Here is a 15,277-nt window from a genome sequence, read left to right as displayed (position 1 = left end):
GATACCGATCAAATTAGCGTGGAATTGTACCCAAGCACTGGCCCAGGCGCGATGTTACTGGCGTGAAACCGTGAATTTAGGTGGTGCAAATGTTGCGTTTGGGTGGCTAGGGCCGACCGACGGCTGAAACGGCATCCATCTCGATGGCATATTTCCGCGGCGTCGACGCGCTACAATGTGGCTTTTGCCAACCATCGAGGTGTGCGTTTTGACTGCTCCAGGTCCTTTGAATTCCACTGCAGGCTCGCTTTTTGTCGTGGCGACGCCCATTGGCAACCTGGACGACATCAGCGCCCGGGCGCTTAAAGTGTTGCGCGACGTTAAATTGATCGCGGCGGAAGACACTCGGCACTCCCAGCGCTTGATGCAGCATTTCGGCATCAGTACGCCATTGGCGGCCTGCCACGAACATAACGAGCGCGAAGAAGGCAGCCGTTTTATCACGCGCCTGCTGGCCGGTGACGATGTGGCGCTGATTTCCGATGCCGGTACCCCGCTGATTTCCGATCCCGGTTACCACCTGGTCCGTCAGGCGCGTGCCGCGGGTATCAATGTAGTGCCGGTTCCGGGCGCATGCGCGTTGATTGCGGCGTTATCCGCCGCGGGGTTGCCGTCGGATCGTTTCATCTTCGAAGGTTTCCTGCCGGCCAAGGCGGTGGGGCGTCGCGCACGTCTTCAGGCGCTTAAGGAAGAACCGCGCACGCTGATCTTCTATGAAGCCCCGCATCGTATCCTCGAATGCCTGCAGGACATGGAACTGGTGTTCGGTGGCGAGCGCCTGGCGCTGCTGGCCCGCGAGCTGACCAAGACCTTCGAGACGCTCAAGGGGCTGCCGCTGGAAGAACTGCGCGCGTTTGTCGAAGGTGACAGCAATCAGCAGCGTGGCGAGTGCGTGGTGCTGGTGGCGGGTTGGACGGCGCCGGAAAATGAAGACGCCGTCGGTGGCGAAGCCATGCGCGTTCTGGATCTGCTGCTCAAGGAGATGCCCCTTAAGCGAGCGGCGGCGCTGGCAGCGGAAATCACCGGAGTGCGTAAAAATGTGTTGTATCAGGCCGCGCTGGATAAACAGAAAGCCGAATAGTTCCGGGGTTAAACCGGTATTCCGTCTGAACGTGATGGCATTGCTGCACTTTTAATACTTGTCCTAACTCCGTCGTGCCGTTAACCTGCGCGGCGGAGAGTCGATTGGACAGTCGCTGCCCTCTATGAAAATTAGGGGGGGGAGGAAAGTCCGGGCTCCATAGGGCGAAGTGCCAGGTAATGCCTGGGAGGCGTGAGCCTACGGAAAGTGCCACAGAAAATAACCGCCTAAGCACTTCGGTGCCGGTAAGGGTGAAAAGGTGCGGTAAGAGCGCACCGCACGTCTGGCAACAGTTCGTGGCTAGGTAAACCCCACTTGGAGCAAGACCAAATAGGGTCCCAAGGCGTGGCCCGCGCTGGGACCGGGTAGGTTGCTAAAGATGTCCAGTGATGGCCATCGTAGACGAATGACTGTTCAAGACAGAACCCGGCTTATAGATCGACTCTCCACCTTTTTTCCTTCTGTCCGAATCTCGTGCAGAAACCCGGTAGTAACGCAAGAATCCCTCCCTGCCAAATCATTGGCAGATGCATCTTGGTAATACCAAAAAAATCTTACTCTTAATAAATTACTTTAACTTTGAAGCATAGCTCTTTGAGCTATTTGTGCTTATTGAGCCAAAAATACCGCTGAACTCTGATTTCTCCTCCTCTTGCGCTCCTAAATCTCCGTTCTGTAAGGCTTTTCCTTGAATCCGCGCCTTGACGGTGTGGTGGGCGCATTCCTATAGTGTGCGCAAGTGGCGGAAAGTGGCACAAAGTGGGTTTTTTTAACGTAAAGCGCTAAAATTTGGAGAAACGCATCTGTGTTTCGCGGAGCTAACGCTATCAGTCTCGATGCAAAAGGCCGTCTCGCTATGCCGAGCCGGTATCGTGACGAGCTGATTTCGCGAAGTTCCGGGCAGTTAATCATCACGATCGATGCCGTTGACCCTTGTTTGTGCGTTTACCCCCTCGATGAGTGGGAGTTGATTGAAACCAAACTGCGTGCCTTGCCTTCATTGCGTGAAGAAAACCGCCGTCTGCAGCGTTTGCTGATCGGTAATGCCGTCGACCTCGAACTCGATGGCAGTGGTCGTTTCCTGGTGCCTCCGCGTCTGCGCGAGTACGCCAAGCTCGACAAGCGCGCAATGCTGGTGGGCCAACTGAACAAGTTCCAATTGTGGGACGAAGATGCCTGGGATGCTGTTTCTGCAGCTGACCTGGCTGCTATTCAACAACCGGGCGCCATGCCTGATGAACTGCGTGATTTGATCTTGTGACTATTGATAGCGGCTTTAACCACATCACCGTACTGCTTGACGAAGCCGTTGAGGCTCTCGCCGTACGCGCGGATGGCTGCTATCTGGATGGCACCTTCGGCAGGGGCGGGCACAGCCGGTTGATACTCAGCCAGCTCGGGCCCGACGGTAAACTCCTCGGGTTCGACAAAGACCCCCAGGCGATTGCCACCGGGCAAGCGCTAGCGGCCGAAGACGGCCGCTTTGTCGTTGTACAACGCAGCTTTGCCGAGCTGGGTGCCGAAGTCGCCGAGCGCGGCATGGCAGGCAAGGTGGCCGGGGTTTTGCTCGACCTGGGCGTGTCCTCGCCGCAGCTCGATGACCCGGAGCGCGGTTTCAGTTTCATGAACGACGGCCCGCTGGATATGCGTATGGACCCCACCCGTGGTGTCAGTGCCGCCCAGTTCATCGCCACCGCGCCGGTGGAAGAAATCGCCCGTGTGTTCAAGGAATACGGTGAAGAACGCTTCGCCGGTCGCATGGCGCGCGCCGTGGTCGAGCGCCGCGAAATCCAGCCGTTCGAGCGCACCGCCGACCTGGCGGAAGTGCTGAAAGTCGCCAACCCTGCCTGGGAAAAGGGCAAGAACCCGGCGACCCGTGCGTTCCAGGGCCTGCGCATTCACGTCAACAATGAGTTGGGCGATCTGGAAGCCGGCCTCGAAGCCGCGCTGGAAGCCTTGGAAGTGGGCGGGCGCCTGGTGGTGATCAGCTTCCACTCCCTGGAAGACCGCATCGTCAAACTGTTCATGCGTCGCCTGGTCAAGGGTGAATCCGACAACCTGCCACGCAACCTGCCGGTGCGTTTCGAAGCCTTCGTGCCGAAAATCAAAATCCATGGCAAGGCGCAGTTCGCTTCCGAAGCTGAACTCAAGGCCAACCCACGCTCCCGTAGCGCCGTCATGCGCGTCGCGGAGAAGTTGCGGTGAGCAGGCTCTTCGCCAAGCCCCTCCCGGGCGGCAGCTTCTTTATGTTGCTGCTGTTTATCGGCGTGCTGGTGTCCGCGATTGCGGTGTCCTACAGCGCCCATTACAACCGCCAACTGCTCAATACCCTGTACGGCGAATTGAGTGTGCGTGATAAAGCGCAGGCGGAGTGGGGCCGGTTGATCCTCGAGCAAAGCACCTGGACCGCCCACAGCCGCATCGAAATACTGGCCACCGAACAGTTGAAGATGCACATCCCCGGCGCGGCCGAAGTTCGAATGGTGGCGCCATGATGAAACTCGAAGGCGCACTTTACCCGTGGCGCTTCCGCCTGATGCTCGGCTTGCTGGCCTTGATGGTCGGCGCCATCACCTGGCGGATCATCGACCTGCAGGTGGTCGACCGCGACTTCCTGATCGGCCAGGGCGATGCCCGTAGCCTGCGACATATTCCGATTCCTGCACACCGCGGCCTGATCACCGACCGTAACGGCGAGCCCCTGGCCGTCAGTACGCCGGTGACCACGCTGTGGGCCAACGCCAAGGAATTGCAGGTGGCCAAGGACAAGTGGCCACAACTGGCTGCCGCGTTGGGTCAGGACCCGAAAGCCCTGGCCGAGCGCCTGGAAGCCCAGGCCAATAAAGAATTCATCTACCTGGTTCGCGGCCTCACCCCCGAACAGGGCCAGCAAGTGCTCGACCTCAAGGTCCCCGGTGTCTATGGCATCGAGGAATTCCGCCGTTTCTACCCGGCCGGTGAAACCACCGCGCACATGGTTGGCTTTACCGACATCGACGACCATGGTCGCGAAGGGGTTGAGCTGGCCTACGATGAATGGCTGGCCGGCGTGCCCGGCAAGCGACAGGTCATCAAGGATCGGCGCGGCAGACTGATCAAAGACGTCCAAGTCACCAAAAACGCCAAGGCCGGCAAGCCCTTGGCGTTGTCGATTGACCTGCGCCTGCAATACCTGGCCAACCGCGAGCTGCGTAACGCGATCATCGAGAACGGCGCGAAGGCCGGCAGCCTGGTGATCATGGACGTGAAGACCGGCGAGATCCTCGCCATGGTCAACCAGCCGACCTACAACCCGAACAACCGTCGCAACCTGCAACCGGCGATGATGCGCAACCGCGCGATGATCGACGTGTTCGAGCCGGGTTCGACCATGAAAGCCATCTCCATGAGTGCCGCCCTGGAAACCGGGCGCTGGAAGCCCAGCGACAAGGTCGAGGTCTACCCCGGCACCCTGCAGTTGGGCAAATACACCATTCGTGACGTGTCGCGTACCGAAGGCCCGGTGTTGGATCTGACAGGTATCCTGATCAACTCCAGTAACGTGGGCATGAGTAAGGTCGCCTTCGATATCGGCGGCGAAACCATCTACCACCTGGCGCAAAAGATTGGCCTTGGCCAACCCACCGGCCTGGACTTCCCGGGTGAGCGCGTGGGCAACCTGCCGAACTACCGCGACTGGAAAAAAGCCGAGACCGCCACGCTGTCCTACGGCTATGGCCTGTCGGTGACCGCGATCCAGCTGGCCCACGCTTTCTCTGTATTGGCCAATAACGGTCGGATGGTTCCTTTGAGCCTGATCCACGTCGACGAAGCGCCGAAAGCGACCCAGGTGATCCCGGAAAGCGTCGCCAAGACCATGCAAGGCATGCTGCAACAAGTGATCGAAGCACCGCGCGGCGTATTCCGCGCCCAGGTGCCGGCGTATCACGTGGCCGGCAAGTCGGGTACTGCGCGTAAGACCTCGGTCGGCACCAAAGGCTATGCCGAGAACTCCTATCGCTCGCTGTTCGCCGGTTTCGGCCCGATGAGCGACCCGCGCTATGCCATCGTCGTCGTGATCGATGAACCGAGTAAAGCGGGCTACTTCGGTGGCCTGGTGTCGGCGCCGGTGTTCAGCAAAGTGATGTCCGGCACCCTGCGCCTGATGAACATCACGCCGGACAACCTGCCGCCGACCCAACAAGCGAACGCCGGACCACCGGCCGCCGCGGTAAAAGCCAATGGAGGGCGCGGCTGATGTCTCTTAGCCTGAACAAGATTTTTGCCCATGCCGGTCGCGATCTGCTGATCCGCGAGCTGACGCTGGACAGTCGTAATGTACGCGCCGGGGACCTGTTCCTGGCGGTGCCTGGCGGTAAATACGATGGCCGCGCGCACATCGCCGATGCCCTGCAACGCGGCGCCGCCGCCGTGGCGTATGAAGTGGACGGAGCCACCGTGCTGCCGATCACCGACGTGCCGTTGATTCCGGTCAAGGGCCTGGCCGCGCAACTGTCGGACATCGCCGGGCGTTTCTACGGCGATCCGAGCCGCCACCTGAACCTGATTGGCGTGACCGGCACCAACGGCAAGACCAGCGTGACCCAACTGGTCGCCCAGGCGCTTGACCTGTTGGGCCAGCACTGCGGCATCGTCGGCACCCTGGGCACCGGTTTCTATGGCGCGCTGCAAAGCGGCCTGCACACCACGCCGAACCCGATCGCCGTGCAAGCGACCCTGGCCGACCTGAAAAAGGCCGGTGCCAAGGCGGTTGCCATGGAAGTGTCGTCCCACGGTTTGCACCAGGGCCGCGTTGCTGCGCTGGCTTTCGATGTGGCGGTGATGACCAACCTGTCCCGCGATCACCTGGACTACCACGGCACCATGCAAGCCTACGCCGCCGAGAAGGCCAAGCTGTTTGCCTGGAACGACCTGAAGTGCCGCGTGGTGAACCTGGATGACGCGTTCGGCCGCGAGCTGGCTGCCCAAGACAGCGAAGCGCGCCTGATCAGCTACAGCCTGGAAGACTCCCGCGCCTATCTGTATTGCCGCGAAGCCCAATTCAATGACGAGGGCGTGCGCGCCACGTTGGTGACGCCGCAGGGCGAGCACCATTTGCGCAGCACCTTGCTGGGTCGTTTCAACCTGAGCAACGTCCTCGCGGCGATCGGTGCGCTACTCGGCCTGGATTACGCGCTCGATGAAATCCTGCGCGTGCTGCCGAAGCTGGAAGGCCCGGCCGGTCGCATGCAACGTCTGGGCGGCGGTTCGCAGCCGCTGGTGGTGGTCGATTACGCCCACACCCCGGACGCACTGGAAAAAGTCCTGCTGGCCCTGCGCCCACACGCCAAGGGCAAGTTGCTGTGCCTGTTCGGCTGTGGCGGTGATCGCGACCGCGGCAAGCGTCCATTGATGGCCGAGATTGTCGAGCGTCTGGCCGATGGCGTGCTGGTCACCGACGACAACCCGCGCAGCGAAGACCCGAGCCAGATTTTCGACGACATCCGCGTCGGCTTCAAAGACCCATCCAAAGCCAGTTTCATTGCCGGTCGCGGCGCGGCCATTGCCCAATTGATCGCCAGCGCCAGCGTCGACGATGTCGTGGTACTGGCTGGTAAAGGTCACGAGGACTACCAGGAAATCAACGGCGAACGCCACGCTTTCTCCGATCTGGTCGAGGCCGATCATGCCTTGACCGCCTGGGAGGTCGCCCATGCTTAAAGCGATGAAATTCAGCGAGCTGACCCAGGCCCTCTCGGCGCGCATGCTGTCGGGTGATTGCAGTTTCAATGGCGTCAGTATCGATAGCCGTGCGATCAAGCCGGGCCAACTGTTTGTTGCCCTGGCCGGTCCGCGTTTCGACGGCCATGACTACCTGAATGAAGTCGCCGCCAAAGGCGCGGTCGGTGCCCTGGTGCAACGCGAAGTGACGGACTCCACCCTGCCGCAATTGCTGGTGGCCGACACGCGCCTGGCCTTGGGCCAACTGGGTGCGCTGAACCGTGCGGCGTTCACCAAGCCGGTGGCCGCGATCACCGGCTCCAGCGGCAAGACCACGGTCAAGGAACTGCTCGCCGGTGTCCTGCGCACGCGCGGGCCGGTGCTGGCCACCCGTGGCAACCTGAACAACGATTTCGGCGCACCGCTGACCCTGCTCGAACTCGCCCCGGAACACACGGCGGCCGTGATCGAGCTGGGCGCTTCGCGTATTGGCGAAATTGCCTACACCGTGGCGCTGACCAAGCCTCACGTGGCAATTATCAACAACGCCGGGACCGCCCACGTCGGCGAGTTCGGCGGCCCGGAAAAAATCGTCGAAGCCAAGGGCGAAATCCTCGAAGGCCTCGATGCCTCGGGCATAGCTGTGTTGAATCTTGACGACAAGGCCTTCGAGACCTGGCGTGTACGCGCCGCCGGTCGCAAGGTGCTGACGTTCGCCGTGCTGAATGCAGCGGCCGATTTCCACGCGTCGAACATCGCGGTCGACGCCCGTGGTTGCCCGTCCTTTACCTTGCATTCGCCGCAAGGCGAGCAGCATGTGCAGTTGAATCTGCTGGGCAACCATAACATCGCCAATGCCTTGGCGGCCGCGGCTGCGGCTTACGCCCTGGGCGTGTCGCTGTTTGGTATCGCCACCGGCCTGGGCGCGGTGCAACCGGTCAAGGGCCGTACCGTCGCGCAATTGGCCAGCAATGGCATGCGCGTGATCGATGACACTTACAACGCCAACCAGTCCTCGGTCTGCGCCGCCATCGACCTGCTCAAGGGTTTCGATGGGCGCAAGGTGCTGGTGCTGGGTGATATCGCCGAACTGGGCGATTGGGCCGAACAGTCCCATCGGGAAGTCGGCGCTTACGCCAACGGCAAAGTCGACGCGCTCTACGCCGTCGGCCCGAACATGGCTCATGCCGTCAATGCCTTCGGCCCCGGTGCGCGGCATTTCGCCACCCAGGCCGAGTTGATCCAGGCGCTGCGTGCGGGCGAACAAGACAAACACACAACCATTTTGATCAAGGGATCGCGCAGCGCGGTGATGGAAAACGTCGTCGTGGCCTTGTGTGGCTCAAGTACGGAGAAACATTAATGCTGCTGCTGCTGGCTGAGTATCTGCAACAGTTCCACAAAGGCTTCGCGGTCTTCCAGTACCTGACCCTGCGCGGGATTCTGGGCGTGCTGACCGCGCTGTCTCTGTCGCTGTTCCTGGGGCCGTGGATGATCCGCACCCTGCAGAGCCTGCAAATTGGTCAATCGGTTCGCAATGACGGCCCGCAGTCGCACCTGTCCAAATCCGGCACCCCGACCATGGGCGGCGCGCTGATTCTGTCGTCCATCGGCATCAGCACCTTGCTCTGGGCCGACCTGTACAACCGCTACGTCTGGGTGGTGCTGCTGGTGACCTTGTTGTTCGGCGCCATCGGCTGGGTCGATGACTATCGCAAAGTGATCGAGAAAAACTCCAAGGGGCTGCCAAGCCGCTGGAAGTATTTCTGGCAGTCGGTGTTCGGCCTGGCCGCCGCGATCTTCCTCTACATGACGGCTCCAAGCGCGGTCGAGACCACCTTGATCATCCCGATGCTCAAGGATGCGAGCATTCCGCTGGGCATCGGCTTCGTGGTGCTGACCTACTTCGTCATCGTCGGCTCCAGCAACGCGGTGAACCTGACCGACGGCCTCGACGGCCTGGCGATCATGCCGACGGTGATGGTAGGCGGCGCATTGGGCATCTTCTGCTACCTGTCGGGTAACGTGAAATTCGCTGAATACCTGCTGATCCCGTATGTGCCGGGCGCCGGTGAACTGATCGTGTTCTGCGGCGCGCTGATCGGTGCCGGGCTGGGCTTCCTGTGGTTCAACACCTATCCCGCGCAAGTGTTCATGGGCGATGTCGGCGCACTGGCGCTGGGCGCGGCCCTGGGCACCATCGCGGTGATCGTTCGCCAGGAAATCGTGCTGTTCATCATGGGCGGTGTGTTCGTGATGGAAACCCTGTCGGTGGTCATCCAGGTGGCTTCCTTCAAATTGACCGGGCGCCGCGTGTTCCGCATGGCGCCGATCCACCACCACTTTGAACTCAAGGGCTGGCCTGAGCCGCGTGTGATCGTCCGATTCTGGATCATCACCGTGATTCTCGTGCTGGTCGGCCTTGCCACCCTGAAACTGAGGTAGAAACGAGTGTCCCTGATCGCTTCAGACCACTTCCGCATCGTTGTCGGCCTCGGCAAGAGCGGCATGTCCCTGGTTCGCTTCCTGGCGAACCAGGGCACGTCGTTTGCCGTCGCCGATACGCGGGAAAATCCACCGGAGCTGGTCACGCTGCGCCGTGACTACCCGCACGTGGAAGTGCGTTGTGGCGAGTTGGATGTCGAGTTTCTGTGCCGTGCCGACGAGCTCTACGTGAGCCCCGGCCTGGCCCTGGCGACACCGGCCCTGCAAGCCGCGGCGGCGCGTGGCGTGAAGCTGTCCGGCGATATCGACCTGTTCGCGCGCAACGCGAAGGCGCCGATCGTCGCGATCAGCGGTTCCAACGCGAAAAGCACCGTGACCACCCTGGTCGGCGAGATGGCGGCTGCGGCCGGCAAGCGCGTGGCCGTGGGCGGCAACCTCGGCACCCCGGCGCTGGACCTGCTCAGCGACGACGTCGAGCTGTACGTGATGGAACTGTCGAGCTTCCAGCTGGAAACCACCCACGACCTGGGCGCTGAAGTGGCCACCGTATTGAACGTCAGCGAAGACCACATGGACCGCTACAGCGGCCTGCCGGCCTATCACCTGGCCAAGCACCGGATCTTCCGCGGCGCCAAACAAGTGGTGGTCAACCGCCAGGATGCCCTGAGCCGTCCGCTGATGGGTGAAGGCCTGCCGTGCTGGACCTTCGGCCTGGGCAAACCCGACTTCAAGGCCTTCGGTATCCGTGAAGAGAACGGCGAGAAATACCTGGCCTTCGAATTCCAGAACCTGATGCCGGTGCGCGAGCTGAAAATCCGTGGCGCCCACAACCAATCCAACGCCCTGGCGGCCTTGGCGCTGGGGCATGCCGTAGGCTTGCCGTTCGATGCCATGCTCGCGAGCCTGCGCACCTTCGGCGGCCTCGAGCATCGCTGCCAGTGGGTCCGCGACCTGAATGGCGTCAGCTATTACAACGACTCCAAGGCCACCAACGTCGGTGCGGCCCTGGCCGCCATCGAAGGCCTGGGGGCCGATATCGACGGCAAGCTGTTGCTGATCGCCGGTGGCGACGGCAAAGGCGCCGACTTCAAGGACCTCAAGGGGCCGGTGGCCGCCCATTGCCGCGCCGTGGTGCTGATGGGCCGCGATGCCGACTTGATCGCCGCCGCCCTCGGTGATGCGGTGCCGCAAGTGCGCGCCAGCTCCCTCGACGACGCGATTGCCCAGTGCAAAGCCCTGGCCCAGCCGGGTGATGCGGTGCTGCTGTCGCCGGCGTGCGCCAGTTTCGACATGTTCAAGAACTACGAAGAGCGCGGCCAGCTGTTCGCCCGCGCCGTGGAGGCCTTGGCATGAATCTCAACCTCCGTAACATCATCAAGCCGTACCCGTCGCCGATCATTACCGGACGCGGCATCGACCTCGACTTCCCGATGCTCGCCGGTTGCCTGGCTTTGCTCGGCCTGGGGCTGGTGATGATCACGTCGGCGTCCTCCGAAGTGGCGGCCGTGCAGTCGGGCAACACCCTGTACATGATGATCCGTCACCTGGTGTACCTGGTGATCGGCCTCGGCGCGTGCATCGTCACCATGATGATCCCCATCGCCACCTGGCAGCGTCTGGGTTGGCTGATGCTGATCGGTGCGTTTGGCTTGCTGATCATGGTGATCCTGCCCGGCATCGGCCGCGAGGTGAACGGTTCGATGCGCTGGATCGGCTTCGGTGCGTTCAACGTGCAGCCGTCGGAAATCGCCAAGGTGTTCGTGGTGATCTACCTCGCCGGCTACCTGGTGCGGCGTCAGAAAGAAGTGCGTGAAAGCTGGATGGGCTTCTTCAAGCCGTTCATCGTGCTGCTGCCCATGGCCGGCCTGTTGCTGATGGAACCCGACTTCGGGGCCACCGTCGTGATGATGGGCGCCGCTGCGGCGATGCTGTTCCTCGGCGGGGTCGGGCTGTTCCGCTTCACCTTGATGGTGGTGCTGGCGGTGGCTGCCGTGACCGTGCTGGTGCAGGCGCAACCTTATCGGATGGCCCGTCTGATCACCTTTACCGACCCGTGGTCCGACCAGTTCGGCTCCGGCTACCAGTTGACCCAGGCGCTGATCGCCTTCGGTCGCGGCGAGTGGCTGGGCGTGGGCCTGGGCAACAGCGTGCAGAAACAATTCTACCTGCCGGAAGCGCACACCGACTTCGTGTTCTCGGTGCTCGCCGAAGAGCTGGGCGTGGTCGGTTCGCTGTGTACCGTCGCATTGTTCGTGTTCGTGTGTGTGCGCGGCATGTACATCGGCTTGTGGGCCGAGAAGGCCAAACAGTATTTCGCTGCGTATGTGGCGTATGGCTTGTCGTTCCTGTGGATCGGCCAGTTCCTGATCAATATCGGCGTGAACGTCGGCCTGCTGCCGACCAAGGGCCTGACCTTGCCGTTCCTCAGTTACGGCGGCAGTTCGTTGGTGATCTGCTGTGCCTGTCTTGGCTTGTTGCTGCGCATCGAGTGGGAGAGTCGAACCCACCTGGGCAGCGAAGAGATGGAGTTCAGCGAAAGCGACTTCGCCGAGGAGCCGACCCATGGGCGCTAACGTGCTGATCATGGCGGGCGGCACCGGGGGCCACGTGTTCCCGGCCCTGGCCTGTGCGCGCGAATTCCAGAGCCGTGGCTACAGCGTGCATTGGCTGGGAACGCCGCGTGGTATCGAAAACGAACTGGTGCCGAGCGCCGGCTTGCCGCTGCATTTGATCAACGTCACGGGCCTGCGCGGCAAGGGCAAGCTGTCGCTGCTCAAGGCACCGTTCGTGTTGCTCAAGGCGGTGTGGCAGGCGCGCAAGGTCATCCGTGAATTGCAGCCGGTGTGTGTGCTCGGTTTCGGCGGTTACGTGACCGGCCCCGGCGGCGTCGCGGCCAGGCTCGCGGGCGTGCCGGTGATCGTGCATGAGCAGAACGCTGTCGCCGGCACCGCCAACCGCTTGCTGGTGCCGCTGGCGGCGCGGGTGTGCGAAGCGTTCCCGAATACCTTCGGCGCCTCGGACAAACGTCGCACCACCGGCAACCCGGTACGCACCGAGCTGTTTATGGACATTGCCCGGCAGCCCTTGGCCGGGCGCAAGGCGCACCTGCTGATCCTGGGCGGGAGCCTGGGCGCCGAGCCGCTGAATAAATTGCTGCCGCAAGCGCTGGCGCAACTGCCTGTGGACGTGCGCCCGCAGGTCTTTCACCAGGCCGGCAAGAACCACGATGAAGTCACCGCCACGCGTTATCGCGAGGCCGGTGTCGAGGCTGATGTGCAGCCCTTCATCAAAGACATGGCCCAAGCCTATGGCTGGGCCGACCTGGTGGTCTGTCGCGCTGGTGCGCTGACCGTCAGTGAACTGGCCGCCGCCGGTCTGCCGTCCTTGCTGGTGCCTTTGCCCCATGCGATCGACGATCACCAGACCCGCAACGCCGAATATTTGGCCGGGGAGGGCGCTGCCTTCCTACTGCCGCAAAGAACGACTGGCGCCGCCGATTTGGCCGCACGCCTGACCGAGGTTTTGATGCAACCGGAACGACTCAACAGCATGGCGAGCACCGCACGCCGCCTGGCCAAACCTGACGCAACCCGCACCGTGGTCGATATCTGCCTGGAGGTGGCCCATGGTTGAGAATCAGAAAGCCATGCCGCAACCGGAAATGCGCCGCATCCGTCGTATCCACTTCGTCGGGATCGGCGGCGTGGGCATGTGTGGCATTGCCGAAGTATTGTTGAACCTGGGCTACCAGGTGTCCGGCTCCGACTTGAAAGAGTCGCCGGTCACCGAGCGCCTGAAGTCCTTCGGCGCGAAAATCTTCATCGGCCACCGCGCCGAGAACGCCGTCGAGGCCGACGTGCTGGTGGTGTCCAGCGCCGTGAACACCTCGAACCCGGAAGTCGCCAGCGCCCTTGAGCGCCGCATTCCCGTGGTGCCCCGCGCCGAGATGCTGGCCGAGCTGATGCGCTACCGCCATGGCATTGCTGTCGCCGGTACCCACGGCAAGACCACCACCACCAGCCTGATCGCCTCGGTGTTCGCCGCCGGTGGCCTGGACCCGACTTTCGTGATCGGTGGCCGCCTGAATGCAGCCGGCACCAATGCGCAACTGGGCACCAGCCGCTACCTGATCGCCGAAGCCGACGAAAGCGATGCCAGCTTCCTGCACCTGCAACCGCTGGTGGCCGTGGTCACCAACATCGACGCCGACCACATGGCGACCTACGACGGCGACTTCAACAAGTTGAAGAAAACCTTCGTCGAGTTCCTGCATAACCTGCCGTTCTACGGTTTGGCGGTGGTGTGCCTGGATGACCCGGTGGTGCGCGAGATCCTGCCGCTGGTCAAGCGTCCGACCGTGACCTACGGCTTCAGCGAAGACGCCGACGTGCGCGCGATCAATGTGCGCCAGCAAGGCATGCAGACGTTCTTCACCGTGCTGCGCCCGGACCGCGAACCGCTGGACGTGTCGGTGAACATGCCGGGCAACCATAACGTGCTCAATTCCCTGGCGACCATCTGCATTGCCTCCGATGAAGGCGTCAGCGATGAAGCCATTGTCGAGGGCCTGTCGGGCTTTGCCGGCGTGGGCCGGCGCTTCCAGGTCTACGGGCAACTGCCGGTGGAAGGTGGCGAGGTGATGCTGGTGGACGACTACGGTCACCACCCGACCGAAGTCGCCGCCGTGATCAAGGCCGTGCGCGGTGGTTGGCCGGAGCGTCGCCTGGTGATGGTCTACCAGCCGCACCGCTACAGCCGCACCCGCGACCTGTATGACGATTTCGTCAATGTACTGGCCGATGCCAACGTGCTGCTGCTGATGGAAGTCTACCCGGCCGGTGAAGAACCGATCCCCGGGGCGGACAGCCGCAAACTGTGCAACAGCATCCGTCAGCGCGGCCAGTTGGACCCGATCTACATCGAGCGCGGTGTGGACCTGGCGCCGATCGTCAAGCCGCTGCTGCGCGCCGGCGACATCCTGCTGTGCCAGGGTGCCGGTGATATCGGCGGCCTTGCGCCTAAATTGCTGGCGAGCCCCTTGTTCGTAAACAAAGCACTTGCTGCTGAACAGGGGAAGTCGAAATGACCACGAACTACGCCTCCCTGTTCTCCACCATCGCCCCTGCCGACTTCGGCCGCGTGGCCGTGCTGTTCGGCGGTAAGAGCGCTGAGCGTGAAGTGTCGCTCAAGTCCGGCAACGCCGTGCTCGAAGCGCTGCAAAGCGCGGGCGTGAATGCGTTCGGGATCGACGTGGGTGACGACTTCCTCGCACGCCTGCAGGCCGAGAAGATCGACCGCGCCTTCATCATCCTGCACGGCCGTGGTGGTGAAGACGGCAGCATGCAAGGCCTGCTGGAGTGCGCCGGGATTCCTTACACCGGCAGCGGCATCCTCGCCTCGGCGCTGGCCATGGACAAGTTGCGCACCAAGCAGGTGTGGCACAGCCTGGGAATTCCTACCCCGCGTCACAGTGTGCTGTGCAGCGAAGACGATTGTATTTCTGCAGCCAAGGAACTGGGCCTGCCTTTGATCGTCAAACCAGCCCATGAAGGCTCCAGTATCGGCATGGCTAAAGTGAACTCGGCCGCCGAATTGATCGACGCATGGAAAGCGGCAAGTACCTACGATTCGCAAGTGTTGGTGGAACAGTGGATCCAAGGTCCCGAGTACACCATCGCCACCCTGCGTGGCCAGGTATTGCCGCCCATCGCCTTGGGTACGCCCCACACCTTTTACGATTACGACGCCAAGTACCTGGCTTCCGATACCCAGTACCGGATCCCCTGCGGCCTTGACGCAAGCAAAGAACAGGAATTGATGGACCTCACGGCGAAAGCCTGTGAGGCGCTGGGTATCGCCGGTTGGGCGCGGGCAGACGTGATGCAGGACGACCAAGGGAATTTCTGGTTCCTGGAAGTCAACACCGCACCGGGCATGACCGACCACAGCCTGGTCCCTATGGCCGCGCGCGCAGCCGGCCTGGATTTCCAGCAGTTGGTGCTGGCGATCCTGGCGGCCAGCGTTGCCGGTGAAGAAAGGCAGCGAGGCTAA

Annotated in this window: 13 protein-coding genes and 1 other RNA gene; all 14 read left to right on the top strand. The window is 62.2% G+C overall.

All coding sequences use genetic code 11. The annotated features are described in order from the left end of the window. The first annotated feature begins 175 nt into the window (after positions 1–175). The 14 genes from rsmI to NR164_RS27185 all read left to right on the top strand — a co-directional run bounded on the left by rsmI (position 176) and on the right by NR164_RS27185 (position 15,277). On the top strand, positions 176–1,081 hold the full coding sequence (gene rsmI, locus NR164_RS27250) for a 16S rRNA (cytidine(1402)-2'-O)-methyltransferase (protein WP_162231502.1): 906 nt from the start codon (positions 176–178) through the stop codon (positions 1,079–1,081). A 96-nt stretch (positions 1,082–1,177) separates the two neighbouring features. Further along, an RNA gene (gene rnpB, locus NR164_RS27245) (RNase P RNA component class A) lies at positions 1,178–1,531 on the top strand. A 355-nt stretch (positions 1,532–1,886) separates the two neighbouring features. Next, positions 1,887–2,342, top strand: coding sequence for a division/cell wall cluster transcriptional repressor MraZ (gene mraZ, locus NR164_RS27240; protein WP_003171868.1), 456 nt, complete (start codon positions 1,887–1,889; stop codon positions 2,340–2,342). Continuing rightward, the gene (gene rsmH / locus NR164_RS27235) at positions 2,339–3,286 is read left to right on the top strand and encodes a 16S rRNA (cytosine(1402)-N(4))-methyltransferase RsmH (RefSeq protein WP_010213048.1); all 948 of its coding nucleotides are present in this window, start codon (positions 2,339–2,341) and stop codon (positions 3,284–3,286) included. Before mraZ ends, rsmH begins: the two co-directional genes overlap by 4 nt. After that, on the top strand, positions 3,283–3,576 hold the full coding sequence (gene ftsL, locus NR164_RS27230) for a cell division protein FtsL (protein WP_017845934.1): 294 nt from the start codon (positions 3,283–3,285) through the stop codon (positions 3,574–3,576). The genes rsmH and ftsL overlap by 4 nt, the downstream gene beginning before the upstream one ends. After that, positions 3,576–5,318 (top strand): penicillin-binding protein 2, encoded by a 1,743-nt coding sequence (locus tag NR164_RS27225; RefSeq protein ID WP_185833586.1) that lies wholly within the window; start codon positions 3,576–3,578, stop codon positions 5,316–5,318. The genes ftsL and NR164_RS27225 overlap by 1 nt, the downstream gene beginning before the upstream one ends. Next, positions 5,318–6,781, top strand: a complete 1,464-nt coding sequence (locus NR164_RS27220; protein ID WP_017845932.1) for a UDP-N-acetylmuramoyl-L-alanyl-D-glutamate--2,6-diaminopimelate ligase — start codon at positions 5,318–5,320, stop codon at positions 6,779–6,781. Before NR164_RS27225 ends, NR164_RS27220 begins: the two co-directional genes overlap by 1 nt. Beyond that, on the top strand, positions 6,774–8,144 hold the full coding sequence (murF, locus tag NR164_RS27215; RefSeq protein WP_057004266.1) for a UDP-N-acetylmuramoyl-tripeptide--D-alanyl-D-alanine ligase: 1,371 nt from the start codon (positions 6,774–6,776) through the stop codon (positions 8,142–8,144). Before NR164_RS27220 ends, murF begins: the two co-directional genes overlap by 8 nt. Beyond that, positions 8,144–9,226: a phospho-N-acetylmuramoyl-pentapeptide-transferase gene (mraY, locus tag NR164_RS27210; protein ID WP_017845930.1), complete on the top strand. Its 1,083-nt coding sequence runs from the start codon at positions 8,144–8,146 to the stop codon at positions 9,224–9,226. Before murF ends, mraY begins: the two co-directional genes overlap by 1 nt. A gap of 6 nt (positions 9,227–9,232) precedes the next feature. Further along, positions 9,233–10,579: a UDP-N-acetylmuramoyl-L-alanine--D-glutamate ligase gene (gene murD, locus NR164_RS27205; protein WP_017845929.1), complete on the top strand. Its 1,347-nt coding sequence runs from the start codon at positions 9,233–9,235 to the stop codon at positions 10,577–10,579. Beyond that, entirely contained in the window at positions 10,576–11,799 is a 1,224-nt protein-coding gene (gene ftsW, locus NR164_RS27200; protein WP_017845928.1) for a putative lipid II flippase FtsW, read from the top strand. The genes murD and ftsW overlap by 4 nt, the downstream gene beginning before the upstream one ends. Further along, positions 11,789–12,859, top strand: a complete 1,071-nt coding sequence (gene murG / locus NR164_RS27195; RefSeq protein WP_046384652.1) for an undecaprenyldiphospho-muramoylpentapeptide beta-N-acetylglucosaminyltransferase — start codon at positions 11,789–11,791, stop codon at positions 12,857–12,859. The genes ftsW and murG overlap by 11 nt, the downstream gene beginning before the upstream one ends. Then, on the top strand, positions 12,852–14,312 hold the full coding sequence (murC, locus tag NR164_RS27190) for a UDP-N-acetylmuramate--L-alanine ligase (RefSeq protein WP_046384651.1): 1,461 nt from the start codon (positions 12,852–12,854) through the stop codon (positions 14,310–14,312). Before murG ends, murC begins: the two co-directional genes overlap by 8 nt. Continuing rightward, complete coding sequence (locus NR164_RS27185) at positions 14,309–15,277, top strand: D-alanine--D-alanine ligase (protein WP_017845925.1); 969 nt, start codon at positions 14,309–14,311, stop codon at positions 15,275–15,277. The genes murC and NR164_RS27185 overlap by 4 nt, the downstream gene beginning before the upstream one ends.

It is taken from the genome of Pseudomonas sp. Pse79 (genome assembly GCF_024519615.1).
GTDB classification, from domain to species: Bacteria; Pseudomonadota; Gammaproteobacteria; order Pseudomonadales; family Pseudomonadaceae; genus Aquipseudomonas; species Aquipseudomonas veronii.
This window is presented reverse-complemented; position numbering and strand designations above follow the sequence as displayed.